The 14,954-nt window shown below is 42.9% G+C and carries 11 protein-coding genes and 1 tRNA gene; 6 read left to right on the forward strand and 6 right to left on the reverse strand.

Going from position 1 to position 14,954, the window contains the following annotated elements; all coding sequences use genetic code 11:
* Positions 1–102: 102 nt before the first annotated feature.
* The 3 genes from ACSSS3_RS04840 to ACSSS3_RS04850 form a co-directional block, all read right to left on the reverse strand.
* Entirely contained in the window at positions 103–780 is a 678-nt protein-coding gene (locus tag ACSSS3_RS04840) for a response regulator (protein WP_228230015.1), read from the reverse strand.
* Positions 773–1,846 (reverse strand): sensor histidine kinase, encoded by a 1,074-nt coding sequence (locus ACSSS3_RS04845; RefSeq protein ID WP_442846633.1) that lies wholly within the window; start codon positions 1,844–1,846, stop codon positions 773–775. Before ACSSS3_RS04845 ends, ACSSS3_RS04840 begins: the two co-directional genes overlap by 8 nt.
* Before the next feature lie 225 nt (positions 1,847–2,071).
* A tRNA-Leu gene (locus ACSSS3_RS04850) sits at positions 2,072–2,153 on the reverse strand.
* 331 nt (positions 2,154–2,484) lie between these two features.
* Here ACSSS3_RS04850 and ACSSS3_RS04855 point away from each other — a divergent pair.
* Positions 2,485–3,882 (forward strand): dipeptidase, encoded by a 1,398-nt coding sequence (locus ACSSS3_RS04855; RefSeq protein ID WP_442846634.1) that lies wholly within the window; start codon positions 2,485–2,487, stop codon positions 3,880–3,882.
* 691 nt (positions 3,883–4,573) lie between these two features.
* Here ACSSS3_RS04855 and ACSSS3_RS04860 read toward each other — a convergent pair.
* Complete coding sequence (locus ACSSS3_RS04860) at positions 4,574–5,347, reverse strand: DUF1206 domain-containing protein (RefSeq protein WP_442846635.1); 774 nt, start codon at positions 5,345–5,347, stop codon at positions 4,574–4,576.
* 148 nt (positions 5,348–5,495) lie between these two features.
* Entirely contained in the window at positions 5,496–6,077 is a 582-nt protein-coding gene (locus ACSSS3_RS04865) for a PhnA domain-containing protein (protein WP_442846636.1), read from the reverse strand.
* Between the two features lie 315 nt (positions 6,078–6,392).
* Here ACSSS3_RS04865 and ACSSS3_RS04870 point away from each other — a divergent pair, with 315 nt between their 5' ends.
* The 5 genes from ACSSS3_RS04870 to ACSSS3_RS04890 all read left to right on the forward strand — a co-directional run bounded on the left by ACSSS3_RS04870 (position 6,393) and on the right by ACSSS3_RS04890 (position 13,437).
* Positions 6,393–6,761 (forward strand): BlaI/MecI/CopY family transcriptional regulator, encoded by a 369-nt coding sequence (locus tag ACSSS3_RS04870; RefSeq protein ID WP_442846637.1) that lies wholly within the window; start codon positions 6,393–6,395, stop codon positions 6,759–6,761.
* Positions 6,761–8,284 carry a M56 family metallopeptidase gene (locus tag ACSSS3_RS04875; protein WP_442847400.1) on the forward strand — a complete coding sequence of 508 codons (1,524 nt, stop codon included), beginning with the start codon at positions 6,761–6,763 and terminating at the stop codon, positions 8,282–8,284. The genes ACSSS3_RS04870 and ACSSS3_RS04875 overlap by 1 nt, the downstream gene beginning before the upstream one ends.
* 49 nt (positions 8,285–8,333) lie before the next feature.
* The gene (locus ACSSS3_RS04880; RefSeq protein WP_442846638.1) at positions 8,334–9,788 is read left to right on the forward strand and encodes a M56 family metallopeptidase; all 1,455 of its coding nucleotides are present in this window, start codon (positions 8,334–8,336) and stop codon (positions 9,786–9,788) included.
* Positions 9,789–9,837: 49 nt separating this feature from the next.
* A complete protein-coding gene (locus ACSSS3_RS04885) occupies positions 9,838–12,081 on the forward strand; it encodes a M56 family metallopeptidase (protein ID WP_442846639.1) in 2,244 nt (747 codons plus the stop codon).
* Positions 12,082–12,336: 255 nt separating this feature from the next.
* Entirely contained in the window at positions 12,337–13,437 is a 1,101-nt protein-coding gene (locus ACSSS3_RS04890) for a DUF4407 domain-containing protein (protein WP_442846640.1), read from the forward strand.
* A 265-nt stretch (positions 13,438–13,702) separates the two neighbouring features.
* Here ACSSS3_RS04890 and ACSSS3_RS04895 read toward each other — a convergent pair whose 3' ends face one another.
* Complete coding sequence (locus ACSSS3_RS04895; RefSeq protein ID WP_442846641.1) at positions 13,703–14,953, reverse strand: NAD(P)/FAD-dependent oxidoreductase; 1,251 nt, start codon at positions 14,951–14,953, stop codon at positions 13,703–13,705.
* Between the last annotated feature and the right edge of the window lies 1 nt (position 14,954).

A 14,954-nucleotide genomic window follows, 5' to 3' on the forward strand; every position in this document is an offset into this window, starting at 1 on the left:
ACTCCTCAAACGACCTTAGCTTCTAAGACTTTACAAAGTTGAAGCGAAAAGAATATGTATAAAATCAAAGAAGTGGCAGATGGTATAAAGATTTTATAAAGACTATTGAAAACGATAGCCTACGCCACTTTCGGTAATGAGGTGTTGGGGATTATTTGGGTTTTCTTCTATTTTCTTCCGCAGCGATCCTACAAACACCCGCAGGTATTGTGTTTCGGTTTGATAGCCATAGCCCCAAACTTCTTTCAGGATATATTGATGCGTCAAAACCTTACTTTCATTTTTAGCAAAAAGTGCCAGTAAGGTATATTCGGTGGCCGTGAGTTTTACGATTTCGTTCTTGCGCTTTACAACCCGTGCCACAAGATCAATCTCCAGTTCATTTGCTGTAATTACCGATGCGTTAACCGCGGTCTGACTTCTGCGAATGGCAGCTCTAATGCGTGCCAGAAGTTCACCGGTTCTAAATGGTTTGGTGAGATAATCTGTCGCCCCGGCATCTAAAGCAGACACGATATCTTTTTCGTTATCAAGAACAGAGAGTATGATAATAGGCTTGCCGTACCATTGACGTAGTTCCAGCAAAACCTCATGACCACTCTTATCGGGCAGTCCTATATCCAGAATGATCAGATCAGGAGGATGATTTGCAGCCATCAGAACACCTTCTCTGGCAGTAGCTGCCTGTACCACTTTATAGTCGTTGCTTTCCAGATTAATCTGAAGCAATTTGCGAATCTGTGGTTCATCATCAATAATGAGAATCTCAGCTTTATTCATATTCAAAATCTTTTATCGCAACTGTTTTAGATGGAATTTTTACTGTAAAAAGAGCACCGCCTGTTTTCTTATTTTCTAACGAAATACTTCCGGCCAAAGCTTCGGTAAATCCTTTGGCGATAGACAGGCCGAGCCCGGTACCTCCGGTAGCCTGATTGTTAAGCTTATAAAATTTATCAAATGCAAAAGCAATACTTTCTTTAGGAAAACCGATGCCGTTATCTGAAACGCGAATTTCCAATAGCTGACCTTCAAGTCGTACATCTATCAAAACTGTGGTATGCTGAGGAGTATGCTGCAAGGCGTTATAAACAAGGTTTTGAAGAATGGTCTCCAAAAAACCCCCATCGGTCCAGACTAAATCTAAATTTTTCTGAGGGGTGAAAACCAACTGATGTTTTGTGGCCTGTTCCTGATTTTGCTGAAGCACATTAAAAATAGACTCATTTACATCGCACCAGTCAAAGGAAGGCTTGAGAATTCCTGCCTCCAGCCGACTCATATTTAACAGATTATCAACCTGCCTGTTTAGCCGGGCACCTGCAATCGCAATTTCATTATACAACTCCTGCTTATGCGTTTCAGAAATCCTGGCATTACCATCCTGAATGGTATCAATAGAGCCAATTATCGTTGCAATAGGAGTTCTTAACTCGTGAGAGAGTGAATTTAAAAGGATGTTATATAAATTGATGGTTTTGGTTTTCTCTGCTTCATCTCTACGCTTACTGTTATAATCTCTTATTTTATAAGTAAGCACTGTATTTACCAAAGCCAGAATTAAATACATAAAAAACATCAGCACGTCTTCGGTACTAACTATTTTAAAGGTGTAAAGTGGAGAGATAAAAAAGAAATTGAGCAATATCGCGCTCAATAAGGCGGTAAGAAGAACCGGTAAAATATCAAAAAGCATAGCGCTTATCGAGACGACAAGCAAATAGATTAAAGCCGCGCCCTGGTAGCCTATGTACTTCAGAGAGAGTTGAGAAGTCAAGGTTGCTAAGGCGATGAGCAAGCCACTTATCAAATACTGATTGGATTTTCTATAGATCAACGCAGACATTAAATTTCTGTTTCTACGAAAATACCCTAGATTCTATAAAGATTTTGTAAAAATTGATGACTGTTCTTATTTGAAGAGAAGGGTATGTCTATAAGGTGAAAAACTTCCTCTGGCATCAATCAGGATATGCCAAACCATCCAGACTCGACTCTCAACTATGTTTCCGCTAATTCAAAATTCCGGAAACAAAAAAACCTCTGACTTTCATCAGAGGTTTTTTCTTTGTACAGGCGGAGAGACTCGAACTCTCACACCTTGCGGCACTAGATCCTAAGTCTAGCGTGTCTACCAATTCCACCACGCCTGCATACTATTTTTAACGTACTTAGGACTCCCGTTAAAAACTTGCATCCTTATCTCTAAAAATGCGAGTGCAAATATAGCAAAGATTTTGAATTTGAAAATGCTTTTTCAAAATATTTTTTCAATCCGGTAAAGTATTTTGATTTCCGCGTATTTCACCCCAACCTCCTTTACCATTCCAGCCTCTTAAAAATAGAAATCTGAAAGTCAATCCGTATTTTTACCCAAACTCAAGTTTTATTTATGAACCCTAATGGACACCTGGCAAATAAAGGTTATTACACACCAAATTAATTAAATAACTGAACCCTAAGTTCCTGATACAATTTAAATAGATGAAAGACATTAAAAAATACATAGACACCCATCAAAAACGCTTTCTCGACGAACTCATCGAGCTGCTTAAAATTCCATCTATCAGTGCCGACAAAGCCTACAAAGAAGATGTATTCAACACCGCAGATGCCGTGGCCGAACGCCTAAAAGAAGCCGGTTGTGCCAAAGTTGAAATCTGCGAAACTCCGGGCTATCCCATCGTATATGGCGAGATCCTAAAAGATAAAAACCTGCCCACCATTTTGGTGTATGGGCATTACGACGTGCAACCGCCAGACCCGCTAGACTTGTGGGAAAGCGCACCTTTTGAACCCGTTATCAAAAAAACAGAAGGGCATCCTGACGGCGCCATTTTTGCCCGCGGCGCCTGTGACGACAAGGGCCAGATGTATATGCACGTCAAAGCACTTGAGTATATGACCCAAAACGACGACCTGCCCTGCAACGTCAAGTTTATGATCGAGGGCGAAGAAGAAGTAGGCAGCGAAAATCTGGGTTGGTTTGTTTCCCGCAATCAGGAGAAACTGGCTAACGACGTGATCCTGATTTCAGACACCGGTATGATCGCCAAAGACGTGCCCAGCATTACCACCGGCCTGCGCGGCCTCAGCTATGTGGAAGTCGAAGTCACCGGCCCCAACCGCGATCTGCATAGCGGGCTTTACGGCGGTGCGGTAGCCAATCCCATCAACGTGCTTACCAAAATGATCGCCTCCCTGCACGACGAAAACAACCACATCACCATTCCCGGATTTTACGATCAGGTCGACGAACTCACCGCAGCCGAACGCGAAAAAATGGCCGAAGCCCCGTTTTCACTCGAGAACTATCAGAAAGCGCTCGACATCGACGCGGTTTATGGCGAAACCGGTTACACCACAAACGAGCGCAACAGCATACGCCCTACCCTCGATGTCAACGGCATCTGGGGCGGCTACACCGGCGAGGGAGCCAAAACCGTTATCGCCAGTAAGGCTTTCGCCAAGATTAGTATGCGTCTCGTACCCGATCAGGACTGGAAAGAAATCACCCAGCTTTTCAAAACCCATTTTGAAAGCATCGCCCCAAAAGGCGTGCGCGTCAAGGTAAAACCCCATCACGGCGGCGAACCTTACGTTACACCCATTGACAACATCGGCTATCAGGCGGCAGAGGCAGCTTATGAGAAGACTTTTGGCAAAACGCCCATTCCGCAGCGCAGCGGCGGCAGTATTCCAATTGTGGCCTTATTTGAGCGCGAACTCAACAGCAAGACCATCCTGATGGGCTTTGGCCTGGACAGTGACGCCATTCACTCGCCAAACGAGCATTTTGGGGTTTGGAATTTTCTCAAAGGCATCGAGACCATTCCGCATTTTTACCACGAGTTTACTAAACTAAAATCTGCAGAAAACTAATTTTAAGCGTTTGGGCGTGACCCCGCAAAAGGCGGGGTCGGGCTTTACGCTTTATCTTTTTAATCGGGCTCCTCGATACAATTTGCCTTACCAGGCAAATCACTCGGAGACCCGTTAAAAAGGATGCCGCTTCAATCCCTCACGCAGGGTTTCAGTATGCAGTAAGCAGCCTCAGTTTGCAGTTTCTAGCTGACTGAGTGAATTTCCGTGAGCGAAAGCGAGCTGAAATTCGTATCGAAGGCAATCTCAGTTTGCAGTCTCAGTTAGCAGTATTCAGATAAAAGATTTGGCGACTGAGTGAATTTCCGTGAGCGAAAGCGAGCTGAAATTCGTATCGAAGGCAGTTTCAGTTTGCAGTCACAGTTTGCAGTATTCAGATAAAAGATTTGGCGACTGAGTGAATTTCCGTGAGCGAAAGCAAGTTGTGAAAATTCTGAATTAAGAATGCAGAATTTGAATAATGAATAAAAAATCAGGAATTACACGATTGCCAAAAAAATAGATTTTGAGGTTTAATATCCAAAATAACTCAATAACTCAATAACTCAATAACTCAATAACTCAATAACTCAATAACTCAATAACTCAATAACTCAATAACTCAATAACTCAATAACTCAATAACTAAACAAAAAACCCGCACAGCATCAAGCCTACGGGTTTTTTAATTTTGAATTTTAAATCTTGAACCTTAAATCCGAATCTGTGCATATTTAGCCTGTATAAACATAAAGACTGCATAGGCCACAAGGCCCAGAGCTATAATACCCATTACGGTTGCTCCAAAATTATCCTGTAAAAATTCGAATGCGGCAACTTTACCACCGGTATCTCCACCGCTTCCTGTAGCCACTTTAAAAAATAAAAAGGCCACAATCCCCGAAACGATCCCCCTGCTGATAAAGCCAATTTTTCCGGCGCGTATTAATGTTTTTTGTTCCTGTTGACTCAGACTACTTTCATTGACATCATCTCTAAAGGTTCCGGAATAGGCCTTGTAGATTTGAAAAATGGCTTTCCCGGCCAGACACAATGCGATAAATCCCACGAGATAGGGTCCGTATGATTTTTCCATCAGGGTAGAAATTACAGAGCTGCCTCCTGAGCCTGAGCTTCCACCCAAAACCATACGCAGTGCCGTAACACCCAGTGCGCCATAAAAAACACCACTTACGATAAAGCCGGTACGCTTAAAAAATCCTTTGACTTCACCCCACGAATCTCCGCTTCCTTTAAAAGCTTCATAAAACCTGTAGAAAGTATAGCCAAAAAGACCCACGCCCAGAAGTGCGAGTAACACCTGGCCAAAAGGCTGACCGGCTAAAAATTGAAGTACGTTTTCGTTTCCGCTTTTAGAACCGCCCAGGTTGAAGGCCGCCATTGCGGTTAACGTTCCTATTATAGCATAAACCACACCCTTGGCAAGCATACCTACACGGGCCAGTTTTTCTTTCTTATTGTTCATTGGAGTATCAGATTGGTTAGTGATGCCAATATATTCATATACGTGGCAGCCTTATCCCAACCCGATGTTATAATAAACCCAACAAACTGCTAAATGTCAGAAAATTGAGGACTTAAACGAACGGAAAAATCAAAAGCCTCAATGAGGCCTAAATCTTTTTCACATAATCAGTTACCAGAACGATTTGCTGCCCGTCAACTTTACCTTCAATGTATTTTTCGTTTTCGTGATCTAGCGAAATACGTCTTACAGCCGTGCCCTGCTTGGCCACCATACTGCTGCCTTTTACCTTGAGGTCTTTGATCAACACCACCGAATCGCCCGCTTCGAGAATAACTCCATTGCTGTCGCGGTGCACCAATGCATTTGCCGGAGCTTCCTGCGCCACACCTGCTTTGGCCCACTCGCGCGTCTCTTCTTCCATATACATCATATCGAGCAGGTCTTGCGGCCAGCCTTCGGCTTTAAGCTGGTGCAACATACGATAAGCAACTACCTGTACCGCCGGCACAGGGCTCCACATACTGTCGTTAAGGCAACGCCAGTGATTGGGCCCTACCTGATCTGGATTTTCCAATTGTGTTCTGCAGGTACCACAAGCAAAAATCGCGGTGTCTGCGGTATCTCCTTCCGGTGAATGTGGCACGGCATACACGTCTAAATCGGTTGTGCTGCTGCATAGTTCACATACATTGCCGCTTCGGTCTCTTAAATCCTGTTCGAGGCTCATAGTTTTAAGTATTGGTTAGGGCGGTAAAGTTAAGATTATTGTTAAATCAAGCGATAAGGATTGAGGCATTGTTGGAGCTCTTTTTGTCCCGCGGCGCTTCGATACTGTTTTCTTTTAGTACAATCATCCAACCGCTGCGGGTACAAAAAAGCGACTGCCGAAAGCCTGCCTTTGCCGGGAGACCAACATCTTTCGGCTGTCCCCAAAAAAAAATCCGGCAAAGGATCGCCCTAAACATCAAAATTAATTTACTCTACACTTGTAGAATTAAAATTTATTTCTACATTTGTAGAATACATTCTAAACTTGTAGAAAATGAACCTCTCCAATGCCGAAGAACAATTGATGCAAATCTTGTGGAAACAGGAAAAAGCCTTTATGAAAGACCTCATTGAGGCGTACCCCGAACCACGGCCTGCAACGACTACCGTCGCCACCTTGTTGAAGCGTATGCAGGACAAGGATTTTGTGGACTATGTGCAATACGGGCGGTCACGGGAGTATTTCCCCCTAGTGAAGAAGAAAGATTATTTTGCCAGGCAGGTGAATGGAATGATCAAAAATTTCTTTAACGACTCTGCCGCGCAGTTTGCTTCCTTTTTTACGAAGGAAACCGATTTGTCCCCGCAGGAACTGGAGGATCTTAAAAAATTGATTGACGAACGCCTAAAATTGAAAAAGTGATGCTCGCCTACCTCATCAAATCAATCTTATGCCTGCTGGTGCTTTGGGGTTTTTATAAAATCGCCTTAGAGCAAACGGCTGCGCACTACTTTAAACGCGTTTACCTGTTGGGAAGTTTGGTTTTGGCTTTGACTTTACCGCTTATTACGTTTAGCTATACGGTTGAAGTGGAACCCCAACCCGTGGTTGCTGAGTCCGCTGTTTTTGAGCCGGCTGTTTTTACCGAGACGCCCGTTGCGCAAACGGTCGCTGAACCTACAAACTGGCTGCTCATTGGTTTAGGAATCGTTTATGGTGCTGGTGTTCTGCTTTTTGGGTTTCGGTTTTTGCGGAATTTGATCAGGCTTCGCCACAAAATAAGCAGTAACGAAAAAGTACAGGCGAAATCACACATCATTGTGCTGTTGCCCGGAAAGGTTGTCCCGCATTCGTTTCTTAAGTTCATTTTTCTCCCTAAATCCGAATTTAAAGCCAACTCCATCGCCCCGGAAATTCTGGCGCACGAGCAGGCACACGTCACGCAAAAACACAGTTGGGATATTCTGGCGGTGGAATTTTTACAGGTGATTTTCTGGTTTAATCCGCTACTTGTTTTTTTGAAGAGAAGCATTGCTTTGAATCATGAATTTCTCGCAGACCGCGCCGCACTGGCTCAAAATACCACTACTGAAAATTATATTGATCTTTTATTTACCTATTCGGGTGGTGCTCATCACACCGCGTTATCAAGCCCGATCAATTATTCATTAACTAAAAAACGAATTCTTATGTTATCAAAAACCCGATCGGTCAAAAAACTGGCCACCCGTCTCGCACTTTTGGTGCCCGTACTCGCTTTATGTGTTTATTTCTTTAATGAGGAAATTGTGGCGAAGCCGGTTTACCTCACAGATTTACCGTCTACAAATAAATTGAATACAGAGCTTGTTAAAGACTCTATTGATTACAGTAACATAAACTATCATAGTAGTATACCTGATTTCGAGTGGTATCAGCAAAGAAAGGACTTTCTCGAGCATAATAATATTCCTCTCATCAATTGTACAACTTGGAGGTGGGCAATAAAGAATCATCGCAAAATTGAAGGTAATGAAGAACTATCCATCTTTATCAGTGGCAATACCGTTAAAATAAACGGGGAAAATGTTGAAATAGACCTTTTCGTGAAAAAACTCAATTCCATTACCCAAGACTGGTCGCAAGAGCAAGCTATGCTCTACAAACTCAATTTGGCTTTTGACAGTGAGGAAAACCCTACCTATCTAAAACTTGCTAAGCTTTTCAAAAAAACCAGGCTGTATCAAATTGATCCGTCTCACAACTTAGCATTGCCTATGTCTAAAGGTCCAGAACTGCTAATTAAAGAGGTTTTAACCATAGGAGGGAATTTCTACCTAAACGATACATTGAAAATTACAAGTGACAAAGCGCTTGACCTCTTGAAGAGCGACAAATACGACTACGTAAAGTACCGAAAAACAGCCAAGGACAGTATGTCTCTATACTTGTGGCCTAAAAAGTAAGCATAAAAATGACGGGGGATTCTAACTCCCCCCTCTTAAAAAAACAATTATGACAGCCTACCTCATCAAATCAATATTATGCCTGCTGGTGCTTTGGGGGTTTTATAAAATCGCCTTAGAGCAGACTGCTGCGCATCACTTTAAGCGGATTTACCTCTTGGGAAGTTTGGTTTTGGCTTTGACTTTACCGCTGATTACGTTTAGCTATACGGTTGAAGTGGAACCGCAAACGGTGGTTGCTGAGTCCGCAGTTTTTGAGCCGGCTGTTTTTAACGAAGCTCCGGTTGCTGCACCGGTCGCAGAACCTACAAACTGGCTACTGATTGGTTTAGGAATCGTTTATGTTGCCGGTGTTATGCTTTTTGGGTTTCGGTTTCTGCGGAATCTGATCAGGCTTCGAAAGAAAATAAACAGTAACGAAAAGGTGCAGGCGAAAACCCATATCAACGTCCTATTGGTCGGAAAGGTAGTGCCGCATTCGTTTCTTAAGTTCATTTTTCTGCCTAAAACCGAATTTAAAACCAACTCCATCGCCCCGGAAATCCTGGCGCACGAGCAGGCACACGTCACGCAAAAGCACACCTGGGATATTCTGGCGGTGGAATTTCTACAGGTTATTTTCTGGTTTAATCCGCTGCTGGTCTCTTTGAAGAGAAGCATTGCTTTGAATCACGAATTTCTTGCAGACCGCGCCGCACTGGCTCAAAATACTACCACTGAAAACTATACTAATCTTTTATTTACCTATTCGGGTGGTGCTCATCACACCGCGTTATCAAGCCCGATCAATTATTCATTAACTAAAAAACGAATTCTTATGTTATCAAAAACCCGCTCGGTCAAAAAGCTGGCCGCCCGCATCGCACTCTTTGTACCCGTTCTCGCTTTGTGCTTCTATTTCTTTAATCAGGAAATTGTGGCGAAGCCAATTAGCTCAGAACCCCTTAATCTTTCTCAAAATGAATATCAAACAAAGGTAGAACTGATAGAAATACTAGAAGATCGCATTCTGATTAATGGTGAATTGATAAAACTGGAGGATATTCACAACTATTTTACAAATAAATACAGTTCAATTTCTGAAGATAGACTGGAAAAAGAGCTCTTTATAAGTATTCAGATATATCCTAATGCAGACAGAGATTTTGTAAGTAAAGTTGGCACGGAAATATACAAATTTGGAAAAGGGAAAGTTGTTCGTTCTGCCTCAGAATTTGGACACAATCTTGAGAGGTTTAAAGCAGGGGTCGGAATAGGAATGAGCGTAACTTCAGGGGATACTCGAAAAGAAAATATCCCGTATTTTGCTGAAAATCCTGCTGGTTTTGTGGAATACATGAATGAGAAGGAAGCTACATTCTTTTATGAAAGTAAGGAAATATCAGCTGAAAAAGCAGAAGCCCTTCTAAAAAGAAAACAAGGAGAGAATAACACTAATTATTTTGTTCATACAACTCTTGGAGATAACTACCAACCCCCTATGGTTCAAATAAATGATTATTAAACCAGTTTATTGTTAAATAATATCTGAAAGATAATTTTAAATGTGAAGCATGACAGCCTACCTCATCAAATCAATCTTGTGCCTGCTGGTGCTTTGGGGATTTTATAAAATCGCCTTAGAACAAACGGCTGCGCACCACTTTAAGCGGATTTACCTGTTGGGAAGTTTGGGTTTGGCTTTGACTTTACCGCTGATTACGTTTAGCTATACAGTTGAAGTAGAACCCCAACCCGTGGTTGCTGAGTCCGTAGTTTTTGAGCCGGCTGTTTTTAACGAAGCTCCGGTTGCTGCACCGGTCGCAGAACCTACAAACTGGCTACTGATTGGTTTAGGAATCGTTTATGTTGCCGGTGTTATGCTTTTTGGGTTTCGGTTTCTGCGGAATCTGATCAGGCTTCGAAAGAAAATAACCAGTAACGAAAAAGTACAGGCAAAATCCCACATCAACGTGTTGCTGGGCGGAAAGGTTATTCCGCATTCGTTTCTTAAGTTCATTTTCCTGCCTAAAACCGAATTTAAAACCAACTCCATCGCTCCGGAAATTCTGGCCCACGAGCAGGCACACGTCACGCAAAAGCACACCTGGGATATTCTGGCGGTGGAATTTTTACAGGTTATTTTCTGGTTTAATCCGCTGCTGGTCTTTTTGAAAAGAAGCATTGCTTTGAATCATGAATTTCTCGCAGACCGCGCCGCACTGGCTCAAAATACCACTACTGAAAATTATATTGATCTTTTATTTACCTATTCGGGTGGTGCTCATCACACCGCGTTATCAAGCCCGATCAATTATTCATTAACCAAAAAACGAATTCTTATGTTATCAAAAACCCAATCGGTCAAAAAAATGCTTCTGCGACTGGTGCTTTTTGTACCTGTGCTGGCCCTATGCTTCTACTGTTTCAATCAGGAGATTGTCGCCAAGCCGGTAGTACAAAAAGAGTCTCCTTCTATATTGGGAAAATGGGTTGACCGAGAAAGGGAATTCTCAGAGTTCACAATTTACAAAGAGGATAAACAGCTCTGGATGAAGTTCGCAAAAGATACCTTTTTTCTACAGCAAGAAGGTAAGAACCAATATACAATGATTTGGAAAAACAAGCCGCTTTCTGCACATAAAAGGATTTCGCTAAGCTATAAACCTGAAAACAACGAGCTCCTTTTGGAGGACAAGAGCTTTATTCGGCCTGAAAATAGCTATAGAGAACTTTTTGCCGGGGATTGGGAAGGAGTTGAGATTGATCAGAAATTCTATATCCGTTCAGAAAACGGAGGCACCATCTGGACAATAAAAGATCAATTCGGTACAAATAGGTATTACCCCGTCTTAACTTCTACGGGATTTTATTTCACATACGGCGATAAGGATATTTACTTTACAGTTGATGGAAACCATATGACCAGCTCAGATGGCTATACCTATAAGAAGATCAAAGAAGCTCCTAAGATTATTACAGTATATGTAGTAAATAATCGCGTAAGCTTAATAAGCCAGTCCAGTTCAAAAGATAAACTTGCAGAAGATCTTAATGCAATGACGGCAGACTGGTCGCCTGAAGACTACAGAAACTATATCCTTGATGTAAAATCACAAGTGGGAATGGATGAGTTTCTGAAAGAGCTAAATAAAGAATTTAAAAAGACAGAATTGTTTAAAATCAATCCTTCACAACAATTAATCCCCCCACCGGCTCCAGCTGCACCAAAATCAGGAACTCCCCCACCACCGCCACCAGCGCCTGCTGCACCAAAAACAGTAAAATCAAATAAAACTTCAAATAAACCCGTGCCCGAAGAGTCTGAAATTATTCAGGTTTTTGAAGACATTTATATCGAAATTGATAAAAACCATCAGGTTTTCATCAACTCTAAAATGATAGACTCAGATCGTATTGAAAAAGCCTTAAGCCGGTATAATTCAGACTATACTAAAGCTGAACGCGCCAAAGTGATGGACGTAAAGATCACCGTAGATCCGTCGGTTAGAATGGGTATCATCACCGATGTGAAATCAGCACTTCGGGATTACGGTGTTAAGAGCATCAAAGTGATTATTGCCGGAGAACCTCAGGAGAAAGCCTTAATTCCGGCGGAATCTGAAAATTCCCAAAACAACTCACCCCTTAGCCCGGAACAAATGACCAAAAAGGCCGGGTATTTAGTAATAGATAATCAAACCTATTATTATGTAAAAACCGAATCTGGTGCCTTTAATTATTACGATCGCTATGCAAAACAACTTAGCGAAAAGGAGGTTTTAAAACTTCAGCAAAAAGTAGAAAAAGCAAATTGATCATACAACTCAGACGTAATTTTCAATCCTCAGTTGTTTATACAACTGAGGACTTCTTTTTTCAACCCATACAACAAACCACACAGGTTCAGCGTTCTACTTCTTATTAACAAGGCGAAATTTATTCAGCGGGTTATTCTAAATTTAGCTATTAACAACAGGCTTTTCAAAAGCGCGTAAGAGCTTTCCTTAAAACCTGTGGTGAGCCTGCCGAATAACTCGTGGTGAGCTTGTCGAACCATCAATCATCAAACTATGCTTAAAAAATTTTTTATTCTCTGTTCGGGCGCTGATCACGCCTTATTAGACACCTGCGCTCCCGGCGAGCAAAACAAATATGCCGGTATTGGCGCCACGGTGTTCTTTACCGCCTTAATGGCCTTTATTGCTTCGGGATACGCGCTGTACACGGTTTTTGACAACGTAGCCATCGCTATAGGCTTCGGGTTTTTGTGGGGTTTGCTCATCTTCAACCTGGATCGCTTTATCGTTTCAACCCTAAAAAAACGGGATAACTTTTTAGACGAATTCTTACAGGCTGTCCCCCGTTTGATTTTGGCACTTATCATCGCTGTAGTTATCGCTAAGCCTCTGGAATTAAAAATCTTTGAAAAGGAAATCGATCGTATTTTACTCGAGCAAAAAAACGATCTGACCCTCGCCAATCAAAACCAGATTGCAGACCAGTTTACTCCTGAAATCACTGCTTTGGATACTCAGATTGAAGATCTGAAAACCGAAATCACGACCAAGGAAGCCGAAGTCAATGCACTTTACGACACCTATATCACAGAAGCCGAAGGAACTTCGGGAACCGGCAGATTGGGTAAAGGTCCGGTTTATAAAGAAAAACGCGACAAGCACGATGCTGCCCTGGCCGAATTGCAACAACTGAAGCAAACCAATACCGAAAAAATCGCAGCACTTGAAACCCAAAAAACCGAATTAGCCGACATCTACGACACCCGGGTTGCCGAAACCCAGCCGATCATCGATAATTTTGACGGACTCATGGCCCGTATTGAAGCTTTAGACGAATTGCCCTGGCTGCCTTCGTTCTTTATCTTTTTGCTGTTTCTGGCCATCGAGACCACGCCTATTTTTGCCAAACTGATTTCGCCTCGCGGCGAATACGACCTGAAACTGGCCGATGCTGAGGGCGAACTCAAATCCTGGGCGACTCAAAAAGCCAACCAGCGTCGCAACCTTATCGATGCAGACAATGTGCTAAACGACAAAGTCTACGGCGATCTGGCTCAGGAAGAAGAACTCTACAATTACAAAAAGAAAATGGCACGCGAACTCATGCAAAAACAGCAGGACGCATTTTACAAACGCCAGAGTAAGTTGTTGTAAAATTCAGGAGCCTGCTCTAAAAGCAACCTAATCTGTCAAACTGACCCCGATGCTTCGGGGGTATAAGTTTTTGAAGCTATAGATACCCGAATAGTCTTCGACAGGCTCAGACTGACAATCCAATACAGAATACCTTTTTAGAAAGTCTCGTAACTTACGAATAGTTCTAAAACAGCCTAAGAAAAAAGCCCCCTTCTCCCCCAAGGTTTAGGGAAAAGATTGACGGGAGATGAGGGCAGTTCTTTATTTGCCGGGGCTGCAAGACCTAGAATTTTCGATCCGGATTGTACACGCTCAAATCCAGTGAAGGTTTTGTTCCATTAATCACTTCAGAAACCAGCAGTCCGGTGGCAGGGCCCAGACTCCAGCCCATCATGGCGTGACCGGCTGCAAGCGTGAGGTTTTGCCATTTTGACGTACGGCCTATATACGGCAAACCATCCGGGGTTACCGGGCGTAAACCGCACTGCGCATCTGCCTTTTCGGCTTCGGTGATTGTTACATTTTCAAAATAACGGGGCACAGCCCGGGCAATAGCATCTACCCGTGCGTTGTTGATGTCGTGATTGATCCCGGCGATTTCCATAGTCCCGGCAAAACGCGTAAAGCCGTTCATGGGTGTGATCGCCACTTTGGCTTCGCATAAGATCGAAGGCAGCGTGATTCCGGTTTCTGCAGTAGAATTGATGCGATAGCCTTTACCGGCCTGCATCAGGATATTCAGATTTAATTTTTTATTCAGTGTTCCCGCCCAGGCTCCGGTAGCGAGAATCACCTCATCGGCTTCAATCTTCTTGCCCGATTGGGTTTGTACTTTGGTGATCTTTTCGCCCTGCTTTCCAAAATCGGTTACCTGCTCGTTTTTTAAAAACTTAACGCCGCTGTCTTCTAAAAACACTTTAAACTCGTGCATAAATTCGCCCGGGGTGGTATGCCAGTCGCACTCGTAATACGCCGCTCCTTTGATATTTAATTTCGCATCAGGCATTTTTTGCTGTACTTCTTCAGCGCTCAGCATTTTTGCGGGCAAACCTTCTTTATGGGCCATGGCTACGGTATGCCCCTCCTCTTCCAGCATGTGATCGCTTTGGCACAACATCAGCAAGCCTTTTTTCTCAAGCTGAAAACTGAAATTTTCGGCTTCTTTGATAGCTGCATACAAATCCCTTGAAAGCAAATTGATATCGCGTATCGCCGGAATGGCTTTAGCTACATTTTTATAGGTACACGAGCTGTTAAAGGCCATCGTCCACTTCAGAAAACCTGCATTGAGCCGGGGCTTGATGTAAAGCGGACTCTTACTGCTGAGCATCCATTTTAAACCCTGTTTCATCACACCGGGCGCCGCCAGCGGAATGATGTGACTGGGCGTTAAATAACCGGCGTTAACGTAGGATGCACCGCTATCCATAGCGCTTTGATCAATCACCGTTACCTCATGACCGGTTTTTTGCAAATAATAAGCACAGGATAAACCAATAATCCCACCGCCTATGACAACACATTTCTTACTCATG

It is taken from the genome of Leeuwenhoekiella sp. H156, assembly GCF_052218455.1.
GTDB classification, from domain to species: domain Bacteria; phylum Bacteroidota; class Bacteroidia; order Flavobacteriales; family Flavobacteriaceae; genus Leeuwenhoekiella; species Leeuwenhoekiella parthenopeia.

Coding starts and splice junctions, on each gene's coding strand:
- ACSSS3_RS04885 (WP_442846639.1), top strand. CDS start 9,838: ATGACAGCCTACCTCATCAAATCAATCTTGTGCCTGCTGGTGCTTTGG.
- ACSSS3_RS04855 (WP_442846634.1), top strand. CDS start 2,485: ATGAAAGACATTAAAAAATACATAGACACCCATCAAAAACGCTTTCTC.
- ACSSS3_RS04880 (WP_442846638.1), top strand. CDS start 8,334: ATGACAGCCTACCTCATCAAATCAATATTATGCCTGCTGGTGCTTTGG.
- ACSSS3_RS04860 (WP_442846635.1), bottom strand. CDS start 5,347: ATGAACAATAAGAAAGAAAAACTGGCCCGTGTAGGTATGCTTGCCAAG.
- ACSSS3_RS04890 (WP_442846640.1), top strand. CDS start 12,337: ATGCTTAAAAAATTTTTTATTCTCTGTTCGGGCGCTGATCACGCCTTA.
- ACSSS3_RS04865 (WP_442846636.1), bottom strand. CDS start 6,077: ATGAGCCTCGAACAGGATTTAAGAGACCGAAGCGGCAATGTATGTGAA.
- ACSSS3_RS04875 (WP_442847400.1), top strand. CDS start 6,761: ATGCTCGCCTACCTCATCAAATCAATCTTATGCCTGCTGGTGCTTTGG.
- ACSSS3_RS04870 (WP_442846637.1), top strand. CDS start 6,393: ATGAACCTCTCCAATGCCGAAGAACAATTGATGCAAATCTTGTGGAAA.
- ACSSS3_RS04845 (WP_442846633.1), bottom strand. CDS start 1,846: ATGTCTGCGTTGATCTATAGAAAATCCAATCAGTATTTGATAAGTGGC.
- ACSSS3_RS04895 (WP_442846641.1), bottom strand. CDS start 14,953: ATGAGTAAGAAATGTGTTGTCATAGGCGGTGGGATTATTGGTTTATCC.
- ACSSS3_RS04840 (WP_228230015.1), bottom strand. CDS start 780: ATGAATAAAGCTGAGATTCTCATTATTGATGATGAACCACAGATTCGC.